The organism is Azospirillum brasilense (assembly GCF_001315015.1).
Lineage (GTDB): Bacteria > Pseudomonadota > Alphaproteobacteria > Azospirillales > Azospirillaceae > Azospirillum > Azospirillum brasilense.
Genome location: NZ_CP012914.1, coordinates 674431 through 693196 on the forward strand (window position 1 = coordinate 674431; position 18766 = coordinate 693196).

Below are 18766 nucleotides of genomic sequence, written 5' to 3' on the forward strand. Positions count from 1 at the left end.
TGTCGAACGACATCCTGAACGGCCCCCATGACGACATGAGGAGTTGCGTTCAGCGCTTGCGCTTGCGCCAGGACCAGACCGCGGTGAGCACGGGGACCGACAGTGCTGCCCAGGACACGGCGTCCACGACGCCGTCATCCAGCAGGGCGGCGATCAGCCCGATGGTGGTGACGAGCGCGATCGCCATGGGAATGCCGAAGACCGCCAACGGCCGGAAGGGAGCGCGGGGCGTCATTCCGCAGCCTCTCCGGCGGCGCCACGCGGGCCGGGGCCTGCGGCGGCATGATCCTGGACAGGCCGGTCCTGGACAGGCCGGTCCTGGGCACGGCGATTCTGGACAAGGCGGCGGCGGGCGATCCACAAATACAGGCCGCTGCCGAGGATGACGATGGTCAGCAGGTCCAGCACCGCCCACAGGATCTTCATCGGCAGCCCGCCATAATCGCCAAAATGCAGCGGTTGCGACAACCGCAGCGCCAGCATGTACCATGGCATGGAGCGCATGTCGGTGAAGGCCCCCGTCTCGGCGTCGATCAGGGCGGGGGTCAGGATCCGGTGGGTGGCCGGCGTGGCTCCCCTCAGCCACACCGCATAATGGTGGTTGCTGGAAAACCGCACGCCGGGGAAGGCGACGAATTGCGGCCGCATGCCGGGGGCGGCCTCCATGGCGGTGCGGACGGCCGCGTCAACCGAGGCGAAGCGCTCCGGAACCGGCTTGCCCTCATAGGGGGCGATCATCGCCGCAAGCTCGTTGGCGCGCCAATAGGCGACCAGCGGCACGGACAGGGTGTTGATGACGCCGGTCAACCCGACCACCACCACCCACATCAGCGTGACGATGCCCAGCATGTTGTGCAGATCGAGCCATTTCAGCCGCCGGCCGCGCCCGGCCCGCACCGTGCCGAAGGACAGCTTGCGCATGAAGGGGGCATAGATCACCACACCCGACAGGGTGGCCAGGACCAGCAGGAAGCCCATGAAGCCGAGGAACAGCTCGCCGGGCAGCCCGGCGAACAGGTCCACATGCAGGCGCAGCATCACATGCATGAAACCGCCGTCGTCGTTCAGGTCGGCCAGAATCCGCGTGGTGCGCAGGTCGATGGCCGAGATGTGCATCTGCGACACCGGGGGGCGGGCCCCCGGACCGGTGGTGACGTTCACCACCGGCCGGTCCACGTCGAAGCTGAGGAACAGCGGACGCTCGCCGGGGTAGGTCGCCAGCGCCGAGGCCACCGCCTCGTCCAGCGATTTCAAGGGCGTGTCGGCGGGCATCGGCGGAAGGGTGTCCTCGGCCGTCAGCGCCTCGATCTCGTCATGGAAGATCAGCGGCAGGCCGGTCAGGCACAGCAGCAGCATGAAGATCGTGCAGATCAGGCTGGTCCATTTGTGGATCAGCGTCCAGATCCGGATGGTTCGATTGGTCATCGGGGCCCCCTCATGCCGCCGTCATGGCTTCGCCGGGTCGGAAATCCAGCCTCGGAAATCCGCCCTCAGAAATCGACGGACACCGACAGCTTGGCCGTCAGCGGGCTCCCCTGGCTCAGGTAGCCGCCGGAGGCCGACGCCCAATAGGCCTTGTCGGTCACGTTCTCGACCGCCGCCCGGATGGTGACCGGACGGTTCTGAACGTCGGCGACCATGCGCGCGCCGATGTCGAAGCGGGTCCAGCTGGGAATCCTCAGCGTGTTGGCCGTGTTGAGATACTGCGACCCGGTGTGGATCATGCGCCCGGTCAGCGTCACGGTGGGGACGGACGCGGGGAGGAAGGGAAGGTCCCATTCGACGTTGGCGTTGAACTGGTGGCGCGGCACGCCGACGGCGTCCTTGCCCTCGGTCGCGGCGCTGCCGGTGTCGCTCAGCTCCGGATCGATGAAGGTGGCGCCGCCGAGCAACCGGACGCCCTGCACCGGTTCGCCGTACAGCATCAGTTCGATGCCGCGGTTGCGCTGTTCGCCGGACACGCTGTAGACGCGGGTGAACGGGTCGGTGACGCCGCTGGGCTGCGTGGTCTGGAACAGCGACAGCGAGCCGCCGAAGCTGCCGAAGTCCAGCTTGCCGCCGACCTCGTACTGGACCGACCGGTAGGGCGCGAAGATCTCGCCGGAATTGACCGCCGTGGACGGGGCGGTCGGCCCCTGCGCCAGCCCCTCGATCCGGTTGGCGTAGAGCGACAGCGTCTCGACCGGCTTCACCACCAGCCCGACCACCGGCGTCAGCGCCGACTGGTCGTAATCGGAGGTGCGGGCGCCGTTGGCCCGGTTGTAGCCGCGAACCTGGATGTTCTGCTGGCGCAGGCCGGCGGTGACCATCACCCGGTCGTTCAGGATCGACACGGTGTCCGACGCGTAGACGCTGCGCAGCACCGACTCGCTGACCTTCGGCAGATCACCGACCATGCCGCTGGCCGAGGTCGTCGCCGGGCGCGGCAGGCCGACCATGGTGTAGAGGTTGATGGTTGAGGTCGTGCCGAATTCGAAGCCGTTGTTGTTGGTCGTCCGCAGCGCGGAGGCACCGGCGTTGAGTTGGTGCCGGAGCGGGCCGGTCTGCAGGTCGGCCCGGACGCCGGCCTGGCCGGTGACGGTGTCATCCTCGCGCGGGACGGTCAGGCGCCGGACCGTGCCGGTGCCGTCGGGCCGCGTGATGGTGGGGGAGGCATAGTCGCCGTCCTCGCGCATGCTGCGCAGGCCGAAGGCGCCGTAGGCGGTCAGGTTGGGCAGGAGGTCGTATTCGGCGCGGATCTGGCCGAAGGTGTCGCGCATCCGCGAATAGCTCCAGGGCTGCGCGTAATTCTGCGCGGCCGATGGCACCGCCGGGACGAAGCTGCCGACATAGACCACGGGGCGGCCCTGTTCCACCCGCTGGGTCTGGGTGCCGACGTCGAGCGTCACGCGGGCGCGCTCGCCGCGATAATCCAGCGCCAGGGAGCCGAGCGTCAGACTCCGCTCCTCGTCGTCGATGGCGGTGTCGCCGCCGCGGACCGCGGCGTTGGCGCGCACGCCGAACTGGTTGGCGTCGCCGAACCGGCGCCCGACATCGGCCGACAGGCCGAGCCGGCTGTCCATGGCGTAGCTGGCGGTCAGCCGGGTCAGCGGATCGTCCTCCGCCCGCTTGGGCACGAGGTTCACGCCGCCGCCGATGCCGGACCCGCTGGGGGCCGCGCCGTTGAGGAAGGCGTTGGCGCCCTTCAGCACCTCGACCCGCTCGAACATGTTGGTGGCGACGATCTGGCGCGGAGCGGTGCCGTAGAGGCCGTCGACCGACAGATCCTCCCCCGCCAGCTGGAAGCCGCGGATGACGAAGCTTTCGGAGAAATTGCCGTAGCCGAGGCTGCTGCGCACCGCCGGGTCGTTGGCCAGAACGTCGGCGATGGTGTCCGCCTGCTGGTTGCGGATGGTTTCGGCGGTGTAGCTGGTGATGGAGAAGGGGACGTCCATCGCGTCCTGGTTGCCCAGCGCGCCGATGCGCCCCCCGCGCGCCACCTGACCGCCGGCGTAGGCCGGGGGCAGGGCGCCGGGGCCGGTGGCGCCCCGGCTTCCTTCGACCTGCAGCGGATCGAGCAGGACGGCGTCGCCGGCGGCCACGCGCTCGACCGTCACGGTTTCCGTGTTGAGGAAGCGGGCGGCCAGCCCGGTGCCGGACAGCAGACGGTTCAGCCCCTCGCGCGCGGTCATCGATCCGCTGACGCCGGGAGAATTGACGCCCTGGGTCACGGCGCCGGGGGTCAGCACCTGGATGCGCGTGGCGGTGGAGAAGGCGGCGAGCGCCCCGTCCACCGACTGTGGCGCGATGGCGAAGGTCACCGGGCCGGCCGGGATCGACTGCGCCATCGCTGCGGGAACGCCGGACAGCGGAAGGCCCGGCACGATCAGCATCGTCGTCGCCAGGAGCCGCCACAGGAACGTCCTCGGGAGCCGCCCCGTGAACACGCAGCCCAACCGACCGCCCTGGACGCTGTCCCGGCGTCCGTTCGTCACACCCGTCGCTTCACACTTCACCGATGTCATCGCTCGCCTCTGTCGTCCGGTGAGAGAGCGCGCCGCTTTCTGCGATTGCGTCTCATTCTCTCCTTTCCCGGACATGACGACGGGCGCGCGGAGAACCCTGGGAAGTTTTTTTCAGGTCCCGACGATTTTTTTCAGCGGAGCAGGGTGAGGTAGGGGGTGATGCGGGTGGCGCGCATGCCGAGGCCGCGCTCCAGCGCGTCAATCACGGCATCCGGCCGGTCGAGCGCGAAGACGCCGGACACGACGCGCTCCGCCGCCTCGTCGTTCAGCAGGATCACCCGGCCCGGCCATTGCCGGTTCAGGGTCGCGATGACGGAGGCGAGCGGCTGCTGGCGGAAGACGATCTGGCCCTGGCGCCACGCGAAGGCGACGGCGGGGTCCACCGCCCGCGGCCCGGTCAGGCCGTTGGCGTCGGCCTCCGCACTCTCGCCGGGGCGCAGGCGGACGCTGTCGGGCCAGGGGGCGTTGCCGTCAGCGTTGCGATGGGCGACGACCTCCACCAGCCCTTCGCCCACGGTGACCGTCGTGCGGTCGTCCTTGCGCCGGACGCTGAATTGGGTTCCCAGCACACGGGCGGCACCCGCCCCGCCATCGACGACGAAGGGATGGTCGGGATCGCGCGTGACGCGGAACCACGCCTCGCCGCGCAGAATTTGGACGCGCCGCTCGCCATCTCGATAATCGAACGCCAGCGCGGTGTCGCCGTTCATGTCGACCGTGGAGCCATCCGGCAGGGTCAGGGTCCGGCGCTGTCCGGTCGAGGTCACCTGATCCGCGACGGCATTCTGGTAAAGCGTCGGTCCGTGCCAGACGCCGAGGCCGCCGACCACCAGCAGGATGGTCATCGCCGCGGCAAGGCGCCGCACACCGGCCGCCGCGGGGCGGCGGGGCGGCGCGATGCGGGATTCGGCGTAAGCGGCGCGGGCGGGTTCCCTCAGGTCGTGAAGCAGGGTCTGGAGGCCGGCCCAGGCGTGGGCGTGGGCCGGACTGCGGGCCAGCCATTCGGCAAAGGCAGCGCGCTCCGCCGGCCTGACGTCGTCGGATTGCAGGCGGAAGTGCCACGCGTTGGCTTCCGAGAACAGCCGGTCCTCGTCCGGTCCGCCGTCCACCGGTCCGCTTTCCGCCGGCTCGCTGCGCTGTCCATCCTGATGATCCATCGCGTCCCGCTGAGCGCTCCTGTTGTCTCGTGTTTGGATAGACGGTCGAGGGCGGCCGATCCCTCAAAGAAATTGACCGGCCGGGACCTTCGCCCCGCCCATCATCGCAGCGGACGCCGCTTCATGCGCGCGCGGCACTGCTCCAGCGCCGTGCGCAGATGGTACTCCACCGTGCGGGGGGAGATACCAAGCCGTTCCCCAATGGCGCGGTAGGACAAACCTTCGACATGGTAGAGAAGGAACACGTCCCGGGTTTTGGGCGGCAGGGAATCGATGGCGCCGCGCAGCCGGGCCATGGTCTGGTTCCGCTCCACCACCATGTCGGCACCGGGGCCGGAGGAGGGCAACGCCTCGTCGGGTGGACCGGCCTCACGCCGGCGCTGGCGCTTGGCCACCCGGCAATGGTCCAGCGCCACGCGGTCGGCCACCACATACAGCAGACCGGCCGGATTCTGGATCGCCTCGCCATCGGGCAGACGGGCCAACCGCAGGAAGGCATCCTGCGCGAGGTCGCCCGCCGTTTGCGGATCCCCGGTGCGCCGCGCGATGGCACGCTCCACGCGCAGTCGGTGCGCATCGAACAACTCCGCGATCTTGCGCGCCCAAGTGCCTACGGAACCCGTCATCGGGCGTTCCAGGAATGGTGGGCGTCAAACAGCGGTGGGCGGAGGGTGTCGTTCACAGATGAGCGGAATGATGGATGCAAAGAAACCAGCGCCCGTGTGGCCATCGCCCGGGATACCGATCACACTGGTATAGCCGCATCGAGCTTTGAATGCGAACTATTCTTATTATCAAAAAAGCCCCTTGGTCACGGAGCCCCTTCGGACTGCCCATTCAAAATCGTGGCCGAATGACTGCCCAGTGTTCTGGCGCCGTGCGTGCGCCGGATCGCGCGGCTCGCCGAGATCCAGCGCCACGTTGGCTGCGGCATGGGCGGCGAGCCGGGGGCGCGTTTGGCTAAGCGTTTGGCCATGCCGGTCAGCGGCGACACACTGCTAAGATTGGTCCGTGCCGCCGACGGCCTGCTCAGACGCCGGACCCTACTTTGCCAAGGCGGTGCTTACCGGAGGCGTACGGCGGAATTTGGCGAACGCCTTGATCCGCCGGGTTCGGGTGGGGTCCTCCCTCCCAGTATGAAAGGGGCGCTTGGCGTCGCCCCTTTCATCGTCGATCTGTCCAGGTTCACCGGGGCGGTGCGAGCCGTTCCACGTCCTGAAGACGCTTGAGTGCCGCCTGCTGCCGCAGCAACCCGTAGTTGATGCCGCTCGGGTTGAGCGTGCTGCCCTCCTGATAGGGGAACTGGCTGAAGTCGGCGAAGAAATCCTTGACCTTTCCCTGTATGGGAACGAGCAGCCACATGTTGCGGCCCAGGAACTCCGTTGCTCCTCCTCCTTCCCGCAGTCCCCGTTCATAGGGGTCCATCCGGAGGTTGGTGATCTGTGCCCAACTCGGAGTCTCGCGCGTCGCGGTCGCGATGTTGCCCTCGCTGGCAATCGCGAAGCTCAGTTTCCAGTCGTTCCAGCGGATCGCATTCAGGTTCCCGCCCTGGTCGAAATAGTACATCACGTCGCGCGGCGGCGTTTTCGCCTCACCCTTCAGCAATTGCGTCAGGTCATAGCCGTCGAGATGGACCTTGAAGGTCTTGGTGCCGGCTTGAAAACCGGCCCTCATCTTTTCCTTCAGGTCGGGAATGCCGGCTGCAGCGGCGAAGGTCGGCATCCAGTCCATCAAGGTCACGATCTCATTGACCTGGGAACCCGGCTTCACCACGCCCGGCCAACGCACCAGCATGGGAATGCGCATGCCGCCTTCCCAGGTGGTGCCCTTCTCTCCGTGGAAGGGTGTCATGGCCCCGTCCGGCCACAAGGCGAGTTCGGCGCCGTTGTCGGTGGTGTAGAGGACGATGGTGTTCTCCGCGATGCCGAGATCGTCGAGTTGCTTCAGGAGCTGCCCGACATGCCCGTCATGCTCCGCCATGCCGTCCGCCTCGATGCCTTTGCCGGTCCTGCCGAGGCTTTCGGGCTTCAGGTGGGTGAAGACATGCATGCGGGTGGAGTTGAACCAGACGAAGAACGGCTTGTTCGCCTGGTGCTGGCGATCGATGAAGTCCTTCGCCGCGGCAAGGAACTCTTCGTCCACCGTCTCCATGCGCTTCGTGTTCAGCGGCCCGGTGTCCTCGATCCTGCCGTCGGCGTGGGAATGGATCACCCCGCGAGGGCCGAACTGTTTCCGGAATTCGGGGTCCTTCGGGTAGAAATAGCCTTCCGGCTCCTCCTCGGCGTTGAGATGGTAGAGATTGCCGAAGAACTCGTCGAAGCCATGGTTGGTCGGCAGATGCTGATCCTGGTCGCCGAGATGGTTCTTGCCGAACTGGCCCGTGGCATAACCTCTCGTCTTCATCACGTCGGCGATGGTCGGCATCCAGTCGGTGATGCCGTGGGGGTCCCCAGGCATGCCGATGGTCAGGAGGCCGGTGCGGAACGGTTCCTGCCCCAGGATGAAGGAGGCGCGGCCGGCGGTGCAGCTTTGCTGGCCATAGGAGTCGGTGAAGATCGCCCCTTCCGCCGCGAGGCGATCGATGTTCGGCGTGCGGTAACCCATCAGCCCCATGGTGTAGGCACTGATCTGGGAGACACCGATGTCGTCGCCGAAGATCACGAGGATGTTGGGCGGCCTGCCGCCGGCTCCGCCCGCGGCGGGTGCCGCCGCAGGCGGAGCCTGGGTTTGCGCGGTCGCCTGCGACGCCGCGGCGGCCGCCGCGACGAGCGCCGTCGAGCCCGCCAGAACGGAACGGCGGCTCAACTTGTGGTCATTCGGGGTCGTCTTGTCCGCGGTCCTTTCCTGGTTCTTCGGCATGCGATTCTCCTTTGAGTTCCGGGTTTGCGGAGTCCTTGAGGAGCGTTTTCCGATGTCATGGACTCCTGGGGTTGAGGGGTGCCAGCCGAAACTCCGATGCGTGTGGGGAATGCGACCGGCGAATGTCCGCGAGGAGACGGACGAATTCGACGGAATCGCGGTTCTCCCAACGCGCCGAAGCCCCTGAGAACAAGGCGGCGTCGAGCCGGATGGCGGCCCGGCTCGCGGCCTCGCGCTCAGCGGGTGCCAGAAAGGCCCGCCACCGCGCGAAGGCGTGATAGACGGCGGCGGCATCGGACGTCGCGCAGGCACGGCGCAAGGCGGCGAAGGCGGCGCTCTCATCCGCCGCATCCGTCCTCCGCCGATGGCGGAGAAAGCCGGCGACGGCGAAGGCGAGCACGACGAGGAAGGCTCCACCCGCGATCAGCGAGGAGCGGTGCCGGGCCAGCCAGCCGCCTTCGGATCGTGCGGCGGCAGCGGCCGGGGTGGCAGTGGCAGATGGCGCTTCCACGGTGATCGTGGCGCCGGGCGCCTGCGCCGTCCTGACCGTTCGCGTGGCCAGATCCCACCAGGGCTGCGCGACGGCCGGAATTGTGACGTGCCCGCCGCGCTCGAAGACGTAGGTGACGCGGTCGGTGCGCCGCCCGGTGATGGCGCCGCGGTTGCTGTGATCGTCGATCTCGGGCGGATCGGCATAGGCGCGCACGCCGTCCGGCACGGGAAAGGCAAGGTCCCGCATGGCGAGGCCCGGCACGTCCTCGGCGCTGCGCGTGATCGTGCGCAAGATGGCGTCCCCGGCCTTGAAGGTGCCGTCCTGTCCGGGGACCCATTGCTCCGTCAAGGTCAGCCCCCGCGTCGCGACCACGGGCTGCGATGGATCGACACCGGGCGGCACGCCGACATCGAGGCGCAGCGCCTGCCCCTGGGCCGTGCGCGTCTCGGCGCCGTTCCGGTCGAGCAGCGTCACGGCGGCCGGAGGCAACTCGAACACACCGCCCCGACGCGGATAGAGCGCGAATTCGAAGCGCTGACCGACATAGGATTCGTTGCCGATGCTCTCCTGTATCGTCGTGGCCTGCGTCTCGAAGCGGAACGCCTGAAGGCCCGGCGCGTCGGGAAGGCTGACCCGCGGCGGCCGCGGCATCCCATTCCGGAAAAGCACGTCCACGTACAGCGCCACATGCTGCCCGATCACCGCGCCGGACTCCGGCTTGATGCTCTGGCGGACCAGAACGTCCGATCCCGGCGAGTCCTGCGCGGCGATCGGGAATGCCGGCCACAGCAAAAGCAGGGCGAGGACGACCCGCGTCATGGCGGCCCCTCCGGTCTCCCGGACGCCGGGGGCGGCGCCTGACGCTGGTAGGCGAAGCGGGCGCGGAGGAAATCGGCGGGCTTCGTCTGCACCCGCTTCAACCACAGCGCGCGCACAGCCTCGTCGCTCATGGGCGCGCCGGCCACCTGCGTCTCCTGGCCCTCCGGGTTGCGGGCGTCCTTGTCGTAGACGATCCGGTCGGCGCCCTCGCGCTGGTCCCCGGCATCGGCGCCGGGAGCGTTCAGCCGCTCCGCCCGCAGCCGCGCGATCTCCCGGTTGGCTTCCGCCGGCGGCCAGCCGGGGCGGAGGCCGAGGGCATGGTCGTAGCGGGCCACAGCTTCCTCGTACTTGCCGAGCATCACCAGCGCGTTGGCCTGATCGTAGGCGCCCTCTGCGGTGTCGATGGCCGCGAAGGTCGCCGCCGCCGCCTTGAAGTCGCCGTCCCGCGTCTGCGCCACGCCGCGCCACATCGGATCGGCGAAGGCCGCCGCCGCATCCTGAAAGCGCCCCTGTTCGAAAAGCGCCTGCCCATGCTGGTCCGGGCTCGCCCACAGGCCGGTCCAGCCGACGCGCCACACCGCGACGGCGAGGGCGGCGAGGACGGCGGTGCCGAGCACCGCGAAGGCGCGGCGGGTGTTCATGCCAGCACCCATCCGCGGCGGAACCAGACCAGCACCAGCAGCGCGATGAGCGGCGTCAGCCACCATCCGGCCTCCTGCCAGCGCGGCGCTTCCCCCGGCGCGGGGGGCGGTGGTCCTGCGGTGGTGAGGCGGCGGGCGAGCCCCTCGATATCCTGGTTGTCGATGGTTGGCATGATGAGCGCCGCGTCGAGAGCCGCCGCCGCCGTTCGCAACGCCGGGTCGGCCGCGGCCCGCGCGGGCGGCAGTGCGGCAAAAACGAAAAGAGGTGGGCCGCCGTCTGCGGACGTGTTGAGCGCCGGTACCGTGTCAGCGAACACGACGACCGAGCCGCCCTGTCCCGCCTCCGCCAGCGTCGTCCTTGCCAGTGCCACGGCGGCCACCAGCGCGTCCCCCTGCACCGGCATCACGTCCGGCGCCAGCGCCTGGGCCATGCTGTCGACCACCGAAGCGTCGGGGGTGGGGGGCAGCACGAGGTGCGCCGAACCGGCATAGGCGATGAGCCCGGTGGGTGCCCCCTCGCGCAGGGCCAGCAGGTCCGCCATCTTCTCCCGCGCACGATCGAGCCGGGTCGGGGCCAGGTCGCGTTCAAGCATGGACGGGGTGACCTTCAGCACGACCATCGCCGGGCGCGCCGATTGTGCGAAGGGCGAGGGGACTTGGCGCCATGTCGGGCCGCTGACGGCCAGTGCGGTGAGCAGCCAAGCCGCAAGCAACAGGTCGCCGGGCGAAAGCCTGCGTCGATGGTCACCGCCGACGGTGAGGCGGGCGAGCAGAACGGGGTCCATCACCGCCCGCCAGCGGGAGGCGGCGTCGGTTTCCCGCCGTTCCAGCCACCACAGGGCAAGCGCCGGCACGGCGAGCAGCAGCCATTCCGGGCGAAGGAAATGAAAGGCGGCGAGCGTTTCGGTCATGACGTCGCCTCCATGTCCGCCTTTGCTTCCGCTCTCCGGCGGCGCGGCCAGCGGACCAGCCGGACGGCCTGCGCCAGCATGGAAAACAGCGCGAGCGCGGCGAGCGGCAGCCAGTAGAGTTCGAGGCGGGGTTGGAAGGAGACGGTCTCGACCTTGCGGGCCTCGACCGCGTCGAGCCGGCTGTAGATGCCGGTGAGTTCGTCGCGGTCGAGGGCGCGGTAATACCCTCCGCCGGTTGCCGCCGCGACATCCCTCAGCGCCGTCTCGTCGAGCTTTTCCTCGCCGGCCGCCGCAGGGTCGCCGACCGCCACGGTGTGGATGACGATCCCCCTGTCCTTGGCGATGCGGGCGGCCTCGGACGGCGGGACGCGGCTGGCCGTGTCGTTGCCGTCGGTGAGCGCGATCATGGTTTTCGCCGGGGCCTTGGAGGCGTCGAACAGGTTGATGCCCAGCCCGATCGCGTCGCCCAGGACGGTGCGCGGTCCCGCCATCCCGACCTGCATCTCGGCGAGCATCCGCCGGGCGAGCGTCAGGTCCGTGGTGAAGGGCACCAGCGCGAAGGGCGCGTTGCCGAAGACGACGACGCCGGCCCGGTCGCCGTCGCGGCGGGCGAGGAAATCGTCCAGCACCTGCTTCACCGCCGCGAGCCGGCTGACCGTCCTCCCCGACGCGTCGGTGAAGTCCTCGGTCTCCATGGACCCGGACAAATCGACCAGCAGCAGGAGATCGCGTGCCGGCCGGTCGTGGTGGATGGGCGGCAACACCCATTGCGGGCGCATCAACGCGAGCAGGGCGAGCAGCCAACACACGATCAACGTCAGCGTCCGCCATAGGCCGCGCCGGCCGACGCTCGCCCCCTCGCTGGGCGTCGCGCCGGTCAGCCGCGCCAGTTCCGCGAAGAACGGCACCCGGACGGCCGGGCGGCGGGTCTCATGGGGCGGCAGCAGCCAATAGACCAGCATCGGCAGCGGCAGAAGCAGGGCGAACCATGGATGGGCGAAGATCGGCACGGGATCAGCCCTCCACCCGGTGGCGTTTCACCCAACGGCGCGCGGCGGCGGCGACCGCATCGCCATCGCCATCACTGGGCTGAGCGCCGAAGGCCGCGCGGGTGAGACCCGTCCCTGGCCCCTTGGTAAAGTCCTGGCTTCCCGATGTTCGGTCGAGAAAGGCCAGCCAGCCGGCCCCGGTCAGGCTCGCCACCATGTCGCGCGGATAGGCGGTCAGCGCTGTCCGCTTGAGAATGACGGAGACCGCTGCCGCGCTCGCCGGGTCGTCGACGGTGCCGATGGCGGCCAGTTCGGCCAGCGATGCCCGGCGATAGGCGTTCCGGCGCCAGCGGGCGACGAGCGCCGTGCCGAGAATGGCGAGGATGCCGAGCGAAGCGGCGACGACGATCCACCAGCCGGGCGCCGGCGGCCACCATGCCACGGGCGGCGGCACCACGATGTCGGCGAGACGGGACAGATCGGCCGGATCGTCCATCACGGGGCACTCGCGCGGCGCACGGGGTCCGCCGACCGGGCGAGCCGCCGTCCGAGCAGTTCGCGGAACTGCTCGCTGGTGTCGCGCCCGGTCGAGAGGGGGAGGACGGGAATGGCGCGGCGCCGCGAGACGCTCTCGACGGCCTCCCGGCGCTGTGCGAAGCGGTCCGCAAAGCGCGAGCGCACGCCCCTGGCGGAGCTGTCGATTTCGATCTGGCGGCTGCCCTCGGCGATCACCGTGCGGCCGATGTCCGGCAGTTCGGCCTCCAGCGGATCGAACACGAAGACGACCAGCACGTCGTTGTGCGCCGTCACCTGCGTCACCAGCCGCACCGTCTCGTCATCCGCCCCCGCAGCGTCGGTGAGGATCGTGAGCAGGCCGTCGTGCGGCAGCAGTCGCAGCGCCTTGGCGAGCGCGATGTTGAGCAGGCCCGGGTCGGCGGGGCGGGGATCGTCGGCGCGGAGCGCCCGGTTGTGCCGGGCGATCGCCTCGAACAGCGCGCCGATGGCCGCCTGCCGCGCGCGCGGACGGATTTCATCCACGCCGTTCTCGGAAAAGACGATCCCGCCGATGCGATCGCCAAGCGACGTCACCCGCCACGCGGCGAGCGCCGCGGCTTCGGCGGCGACAACGGACTTCGTCGCCCGCCGGCTGCCGAAGAACATGCTGAGGCGTTGATCCACCAGGAGGATCACCGGCCGGTCACGCTCCTCGGTGTAGACACGCAGCTGCGGAGCGCCGAGACGGGCGGTGGCACGCCAGTCGATGGCGCGAACGTCGTCGCCTTCATAGTAGGGGCGGAGTTCCTCGAATTCGAGCCCCCGTCCTCTCAGCCGTGAGGCATGGCGTCCGGCGAGCAGCGAATGCACCGGCTGTTTCGGCAGGAAACTGAAGCCCTTGGCGCGATGCCGCAGGCGCAGGAGATCGTCGAGCGTGATGTAGGTGCGGGCTTGCGTTGCCAAGACAGCCTCCCTAGACGGCGACCGCCACCTGCCGGATGAGTTCGTCGATGACGTCGTCGGCCCGCTTGGCGTCCGCCGTTGCTTCGTACGTGAGCGCGACGCGGTGGCGCAGGCAGTCGTGGGCGACGGCCTGGACATCCTCGGGCGTCACATAGTCGCGACCCTTCAGCCAGGCATGGGCACGCCCGGCGCGGTCGAGCGCGAGCGTGCCGCGCGGGCTCGCCCCGACGGCGATCCAACCCTTCAACCGGTCGCCGAATTCGGCCGGCCGGCGGGTCGCCGCGACCAGGGCGACGATGTAGCTCTCGACAGCCTCCACCATGCGCACGGCGTTGATCTCCTTCCGGGCGTCGAAGATTTCCGTCTGCGCGATCTTGGGGAGAGGCGCCTCGTCCGTCCCCGCCTCCTCGCTGCGGACCAGCCGCAACACCTTCGCCTCGTCGGCATCGCTTGGATATCCGATCCGCACATGCATGAGGAAACGGTCCATCTGCGCCTCGGGAAGCGGGTAGGTCCCTTCCTGCTCGATTGGATTCTGCGTGGCCAGGACCATGAACAGGTCCGGCAGCCGATAGCGCGTGCCGGAGACGGTGACCTGCCGCTCCTCCATCGCTTCGAGCAGCGCCGACTGCACCTTGGCGGGGGCGCGATTGATCTCGTCGGCCAGAACGAGGTTGCCGAAGATCGGCCCCTGGCGGAATTCGAAGCGGCCGGAACTGTCCGCGTCCGACACGTAGACGTCTCCTCCGGTCACGTCGGAGGGCAGCAGGTCCGGGGTGAACTGGATGCGGCTGAACTCGCTCACCAGCGCCTGGGACAGGCTCTTGATCGCGCGTGTCTTGGCAAGGCCCGGCAGTCCTTCCAGCAGCACATTGCCGTTGGCGAGCAGGGCGATGATGAGGCGCTCGACCACCCGCTCCTGGCCGATGACGGAGCGGTTGACGCGCCTCTGGATCTCGAGAATGGAGTCGAGCGCCGGCATGGTCATTGCTTCTCGAAAGGAAAGACGACCTTCCAGTCCGTCTTCATGTTCACGACCGTCCAGCCGCGCCTCGGCGCTTCGTCGAGCGCCCTGTCGAGCCGCCCGACCGGCGAACTGCGGTCGTAGGCCCACTCTCGCCCGTCGTCGGTGTGGTGGACGATCACTCCGAACCGCGGGCCGGCGTTCAGCGTGGTCCATTGCAGCATCTGCAGGTCGCCGTCCGAGTTGCCCGCCGCGAAGACCGGCCGGCGACCGATGACATGGTTGATGCCGACCGGCTTCCCCGCCCCGTCGTCGACGAACTCGATCTCGGGGAGCTTGACGAGGGACGCCTGATCGCCGTCGAGGCGGAACTCGGTCTTGCCCGAGGAGCCGACGATCTGCTCCGGGGGGATGCCGTAGGCGTCCGGCGCCCAGGCCCGCATGAACTCGACGCCGCCGCCCGAGACGATGAAGGTCTTGAAGCCGTTCGCCCGCAGATAGGCGAGCAGTTCGAGCATCGGCTGATAGACCATCTCGTTGTAGGGGCGGTCGAAGCGGGGGTGGCGCGCGGCCCGAACCCAGTCCCGCACCGCCCTCTCGAACGCGGAGACCGTCATGCCGCTGTGGGTGGCGGCGATGATCTGGAGGACGCCCTTTTCTCCCAGGGCGGCCAGGGCGGCATGGTCGCCGTCCAGCAGCGCCTTGAGCGCCGGCCGGTCCTTCCACTCCGGATGGTCGCCCGCCATCGCCTTGACGCGGTCCATGGCGAAGGCGGCCTGGACATACATGGGCTGCTCGGACCACAGCGTGCCGTCGTTGTCGAAGGTCGCGATGCGTTCCTCGACGGGCACGAAGTCGGCCCCTCCCTCGCGGGTCACCCGACCGACGAAACCGACGATCGCGGCCTTCGCCGCGCCTTCGTTCCACGAGGGCAGCGGGTCGGTCTGGGCACGCGCGGACGCGACGAGCGCAAGGGTGAGAACGGTGATGAGCGTCATCTGGCGCGCGAGGACACCGGCTGCGTTGAGCATGGCAGGCACCTCACCCGTTCGGGACGCGGCGCACGCAGCGGAATCCGACATGGCTGGTCGAGGTGTCGACCGGCTCGGCATGGCGGGCCGCCGGGCGGTAACGCCGGCAATAGTTGGGGGCGCAGAGATGCGAACCGCCCTTCAGCACCTTGCGGGGAATGCGGATGGCGGGTTGGTTGGGGTCGTAGCTCGCTTCCATGGCCCCGCCGCGCGGGTTGATCGGCACGCAGCACGCCTTGGGCGCGTCGTCGGGATGGCGCGTCGTCCAGAAGTCCGCCGTCCATTCCCAGACATTGCCGATCATGTCGTAGAGGCCATAGCCGTTGGGCTGGAAGGATCGGACCGGCGAGGTCCGCTCGAAGCCGTCGAGGGCGAGGTTCTGGTGAGGGAACTCGCCTTGCCAGGTGTTGGCCAACTGCCTCCCCTCGGGGTTCAACGCGTCGCCCCAGGCGTATTCAGCGCCGTCGAGACCGCCCCGCGCGGCGAACTCCCACTCGGCCTCCGTCGGAAGGTCCTTGCCCGCCCAGGTCGCGTAGGCGTCCGCGTCGGCATAGGCGACATGGACCACCGGATGGTCGTCGAGCCCCTTGATGGAGGAGCCGGGACCATAGGGCTGGCGCCAGTTGGCGCGGAAACGGAAGGTCCACCACTGGCCCCAGTTGCGCAGGTCGACGGGGTGATCGGGCGGGGAAAAGACCAGCGAGCCGGCCTTCAGCATGTGAGGCAGCGCGCCGGGATAGTCCTTCGGGTTCGGCGGAATCTCGGCGACGGTGACGTGGCCCGTCGCCTCGACGAACGCTCGGAACTGGGCGTTGGTGACCGGCGTCTCGTCCATGAACAAGCCGTCGACCCGAACGCGGTGAACAGGACGTTCCTCGGGGTAGTGCCGGTCCGAACCCATGTGGAACGCACCGCCTTCGATCCAGAGCATCGGGGCATCGGGAAGCCCGCGACGAACCTTGGAGGCACGGCCGGAGGCGATCCGCGAACCGTGTCTCGTGAGATGTCGCATGAGCTGTCCTCCCGCTTTGAACACTGGACACTGCGTCAATGCATCGGTGGTGGGCTGTCGGAACGGGTCATCCTTGCGGCGGCGGACGGCCAAGCCGGTTCAGGACCTCGGCTTCCAATTCCTGAAGGATGCCGGTGTACTCCTCGGCCTTCCGTCCCGCCTGTTCGGCAAGGCTGCGCCAATGGCGAAACGCCGCCGTCGCTTCCTCATGGTCCGCACAGACCGTCCGGAATTGCGCGTCGCGGCCGTACCGCCGGCGAATGTCCAGTTCGCGTTGCGGAAGCCGCTCGATGATGGAACGGAACTGCTCCATGTCGTGTCGCCCAAGCTCCGACGAAGCCTGATCGGTTCACCGCGCAGCTTTCCGATGGAAAAGGCTCCGGCGATCGATCCGATGGCCATCATTCCAGCCGTGGCGGTGATCGGAAGTACGAACCTGTACGTACCCTGCCGCTGCCTGACGGAAGGCGTACGAACGGGAGAGTGGGTCCGGACAGCCCATTTATGCGGCAGTGCCCCGGAATCCCGTCTTTACGCCGGTGTTTCGGGCTGGCTAGGTTGATTCCCGCTCCGCCGGGGCGTTTTGGATCAAGGCGCAGCTCATGCCTCGTCGGCATCCCGTCACTTTCGATCCTCTTCTTCCCAATTCTCCGACCGTGGACGAGGTGCGGGCGGAACTGGCGGCCATTCTTTCGAGCACGGCGTTCGAGAGCAGCCAGAGGCGGCGCGATTTTCTGCGGTTCATCGTCGACGAGACGCTGGCTGGGCACGCCGACACCTTGAAAGGCTTCACCATCGCGGTCGGCGTGTTCGGTCGTGATGACCGTTTCGATCCCCAAACCGATCCGGTCGTGCGCCTCGAAGCCGGACGCCTTCGACGCGATCTCGATTCCTATTACGTCGCGGCGGGACGGAACAACGCCGTCCGCATTTCGATCCCGAAAGGTTCCTATGTCCCGCGCTTCGAACGCACGGAGATCGCCGCCGCCACATCCACCGCTATCGACCCGAGCGACGCCGGTGCTGCGTCGGCACGTTCCCTATCTCAGCCGCCAACCTTGGCCGCACACCTTACCCCGCGGACCATCGGGATCGCCGCCACACTCCTCCTTTCCATGTTGCTTGGGGTCATGGCCGGCCTGTTGAGGGACGGGGAGCAGCGATCCGCCTCATCAGGGTCGACACATGGGCCCGCTCTGATGGTCATGCCCTTCGATGCCTTCGGAGATGAGGATATTGCGCACAGCCTCGCCAACGGTCTCGCCCAGGATCTCATCGGCAACCTGATCCGCTTTCCGGGATTCCGGCTCTATGTCATGCCCCTCGGTACGGGCGGCACAGCCGTGACCGGGCCGAGGGCCACCGACCGTGATTCGGACGCGGCCTATGTCGTCCGTGGCAGCGTACGTGCCGAAGGCGAGCATGTACGCGTCTCGGCTCAGCTCTCCAACACCACGACCGGTCAAGTCCTGTGGGCCGGCTCCTACGATCGCCAGTTGACGCCCGGCGCCCTGATCCGTGCGCAGCGGGACTTGGCCGGCGAGATCGCGACGATCCTCGGCCAGCCTTACGGCGTCGTGAATCGGGACCTCCTGCGGGAGAAGACGCCGGCTGTATCCAGCGTGCAGAGTTATCTCTGCGTGCAGCGCGCCTATATTTACCGCCGTAATTTTTCGCGAAGCGAAATCGCGCCGGTGCGTCAGTGTCTGGAGGAGTCGGTGCGGCGCGACCCTGCCTTCAGCGAAGCCTGGGCCATGCTTGGTTGGCTTCACCTCGATCACGCCCGTTTGGGTAGCCTCGAACCCGCCTCGCGCCAGAGGGAATATGAACTGGCCTTTCAGGCAGCGTCGCGAGCGGTGGCCATGGAGCCCGACAACACGCTGGCGCTCAAGGCGCTTTCCTCCATCAGCCATTACATGGGGCATTATGAAGAGAGCGAGCGCCTCGCCCGGCGGGCCGTGGAGCGCAACCCCAACGATCCGGACACACTTGCGCAGCTTGGATGGCGTTTGGCCGTTCGGGGCAAATTCGACGAAGGCATCCCGATGCTCAAGCAGGCGATCGAGCGAACCGTCAACCCGCCCGGGTGGTACTATCATCTGATCGCGATCGACCTGTATCTGCAGGGGCGTCACGCGGAAGCGCTTGAGGCCGCGGAACGATCGGCCACGAGCGGACTGGGCGTCAGCCAAGCGCTGATCGCGATTGCCCAGGGTGCGCTGGGAAATCGTGAGGGCGCGCAAAAGGCTCTGGCCCAAATGGCGACCTTTGGCACCTTGGCCCGCGACCCTGCGGCCTACTTCCGCCTGAACGGTGCGACCGAGGAGATCGTCGACGCGCTGATGAAAGGACTAAACGAATCAAATTCCCTTGTGGAGGCGCGGTAAATTTACTGGGAATGCATCATTATATATTCTTTAGTTGCAGA

Annotated in this window: 17 protein-coding genes and 1 pseudogene; 3 read left to right on the plus strand and 15 right to left on the minus strand. The window is 68.3% G+C overall.

The window, feature by feature from the left end:
• Positions 1 to 49: 49 nt before the first annotated feature.
• The 5 genes from AMK58_RS03075 to AMK58_RS03095 all read right to left on the minus strand — a co-directional run bounded on the left by AMK58_RS03075 (position 50) and on the right by AMK58_RS03095 (position 5787).
• Positions 50 to 235: a hypothetical protein gene (locus AMK58_RS03075; RefSeq protein WP_035683559.1), complete on the minus strand. Its 186-nt coding sequence runs from the start codon at positions 233 to 235 to the stop codon at positions 50 to 52.
• Positions 232 to 1425, minus strand: coding sequence for a PepSY-associated TM helix domain-containing protein (locus AMK58_RS03080; protein ID WP_059398608.1), 1194 nt, complete (start codon positions 1423 to 1425; stop codon positions 232 to 234). The genes AMK58_RS03075 and AMK58_RS03080 overlap by 4 nt, the downstream gene beginning before the upstream one ends.
• A 65-nt stretch (positions 1426 to 1490) precedes the next feature.
• Positions 1491 to 3974 (minus strand): TonB-dependent receptor, encoded by a 2484-nt coding sequence (locus AMK58_RS03085; protein ID WP_236778164.1) that lies wholly within the window; start codon positions 3972 to 3974, stop codon positions 1491 to 1493.
• Between the two features lie 161 nt (positions 3975 to 4135).
• The gene (locus AMK58_RS03090; protein ID WP_079285128.1) at positions 4136 to 5161 is read right to left on the minus strand and encodes a FecR family protein; all 1026 of its coding nucleotides are present in this window, start codon (positions 5159 to 5161) and stop codon (positions 4136 to 4138) included.
• Between the two features lie 101 nt (positions 5162 to 5262).
• Entirely contained in the window at positions 5263 to 5787 is a 525-nt protein-coding gene (locus tag AMK58_RS03095) for an RNA polymerase sigma factor (RefSeq protein ID WP_035683564.1), read from the minus strand.
• 192 nt (positions 5788 to 5979) lie between these two features.
• On the opposite strand from AMK58_RS03095, the pseudogene AMK58_RS31215 reads away from it, so the two are divergent.
• Positions 5980 to 6177 (plus strand): annotated as a pseudogene (locus tag AMK58_RS31215) (ISL3-like element ISAzs13 family transposase); the annotation flags it as partial.
• Positions 6178 to 6346: 169 nt separating this feature from the next.
• On the opposite strand, the gene AMK58_RS03100 reads toward AMK58_RS31215, so the two are convergent.
• Genes AMK58_RS03100 through AMK58_RS03145 form a run of 10 tightly spaced genes read right to left on the minus strand, consistent with a single transcriptional unit; the run spans position 6347 to position 16338 of the window.
• On the minus strand, positions 6347 to 8020 hold the full coding sequence (locus AMK58_RS03100; RefSeq protein WP_059398609.1) for an arylsulfatase: 1674 nt from the start codon (positions 8018 to 8020) through the stop codon (positions 6347 to 6349).
• A 55-nt stretch (positions 8021 to 8075) separates the two neighbouring features.
• On the minus strand, positions 8076 to 9332 hold the full coding sequence (locus tag AMK58_RS03105) for a BatD family protein (RefSeq protein WP_051140362.1): 1257 nt from the start codon (positions 9330 to 9332) through the stop codon (positions 8076 to 8078).
• Positions 9329 to 9973 (minus strand): hypothetical protein, encoded by a 645-nt coding sequence (locus AMK58_RS03110; RefSeq protein WP_059398610.1) that lies wholly within the window; start codon positions 9971 to 9973, stop codon positions 9329 to 9331. The genes AMK58_RS03105 and AMK58_RS03110 overlap by 4 nt, the downstream gene beginning before the upstream one ends.
• A complete protein-coding gene (locus AMK58_RS03115; protein ID WP_035675702.1) occupies positions 9970 to 10884 on the minus strand; it encodes a VWA domain-containing protein in 915 nt (304 codons plus the stop codon). The genes AMK58_RS03110 and AMK58_RS03115 overlap by 4 nt, the downstream gene beginning before the upstream one ends.
• Entirely contained in the window at positions 10881 to 11894 is a 1014-nt protein-coding gene (locus tag AMK58_RS03120) for a VWA domain-containing protein (protein WP_104675376.1), read from the minus strand. Before AMK58_RS03120 ends, AMK58_RS03115 begins: the two co-directional genes overlap by 4 nt.
• Before the next feature lie 4 nt (positions 11895 to 11898).
• On the minus strand, positions 11899 to 12369 hold the full coding sequence (locus AMK58_RS03125; protein ID WP_035675700.1) for a DUF4381 domain-containing protein: 471 nt from the start codon (positions 12367 to 12369) through the stop codon (positions 11899 to 11901).
• Positions 12369 to 13331 carry a DUF58 domain-containing protein gene (locus tag AMK58_RS03130; protein ID WP_051140361.1) on the minus strand — a complete coding sequence of 321 codons (963 nt, stop codon included), beginning with the start codon at positions 13329 to 13331 and terminating at the stop codon, positions 12369 to 12371. Before AMK58_RS03130 ends, AMK58_RS03125 begins: the two co-directional genes overlap by 1 nt.
• A gap of 10 nt (positions 13332 to 13341) precedes the next feature.
• Positions 13342 to 14313, minus strand: coding sequence for an AAA family ATPase (locus AMK58_RS03135; protein WP_035675709.1), 972 nt, complete (start codon positions 14311 to 14313; stop codon positions 13342 to 13344).
• Between the two features lie 2 nt (positions 14314 to 14315).
• Positions 14316 to 15326 carry an HAD family hydrolase gene (locus AMK58_RS03140; RefSeq protein ID WP_035675699.1) on the minus strand — a complete coding sequence of 337 codons (1011 nt, stop codon included), beginning with the start codon at positions 15324 to 15326 and terminating at the stop codon, positions 14316 to 14318.
• Positions 15327 to 15336: 10 nt separating this feature from the next.
• The gene (locus AMK58_RS03145) at positions 15337 to 16338 is read right to left on the minus strand and encodes a formylglycine-generating enzyme family protein (RefSeq protein WP_079285127.1); all 1002 of its coding nucleotides are present in this window, start codon (positions 16336 to 16338) and stop codon (positions 15337 to 15339) included.
• A 73-nt stretch (positions 16339 to 16411) separates the two neighbouring features.
• Here AMK58_RS03145 and AMK58_RS30280 point away from each other — a divergent pair, with 73 nt between their 5' ends.
• A complete protein-coding gene (locus tag AMK58_RS30280; protein WP_155903507.1) occupies positions 16412 to 16900 on the plus strand; it encodes a hypothetical protein in 489 nt (162 codons plus the stop codon).
• A 94-nt stretch (positions 16901 to 16994) separates the two neighbouring features.
• Positions 16995 to 18725: a hypothetical protein gene (locus AMK58_RS03155; RefSeq protein WP_051140360.1), complete on the plus strand. Its 1731-nt coding sequence runs from the start codon at positions 16995 to 16997 to the stop codon at positions 18723 to 18725.
• The last annotated feature ends 41 nt before the right edge of the window (positions 18726 to 18766 follow it).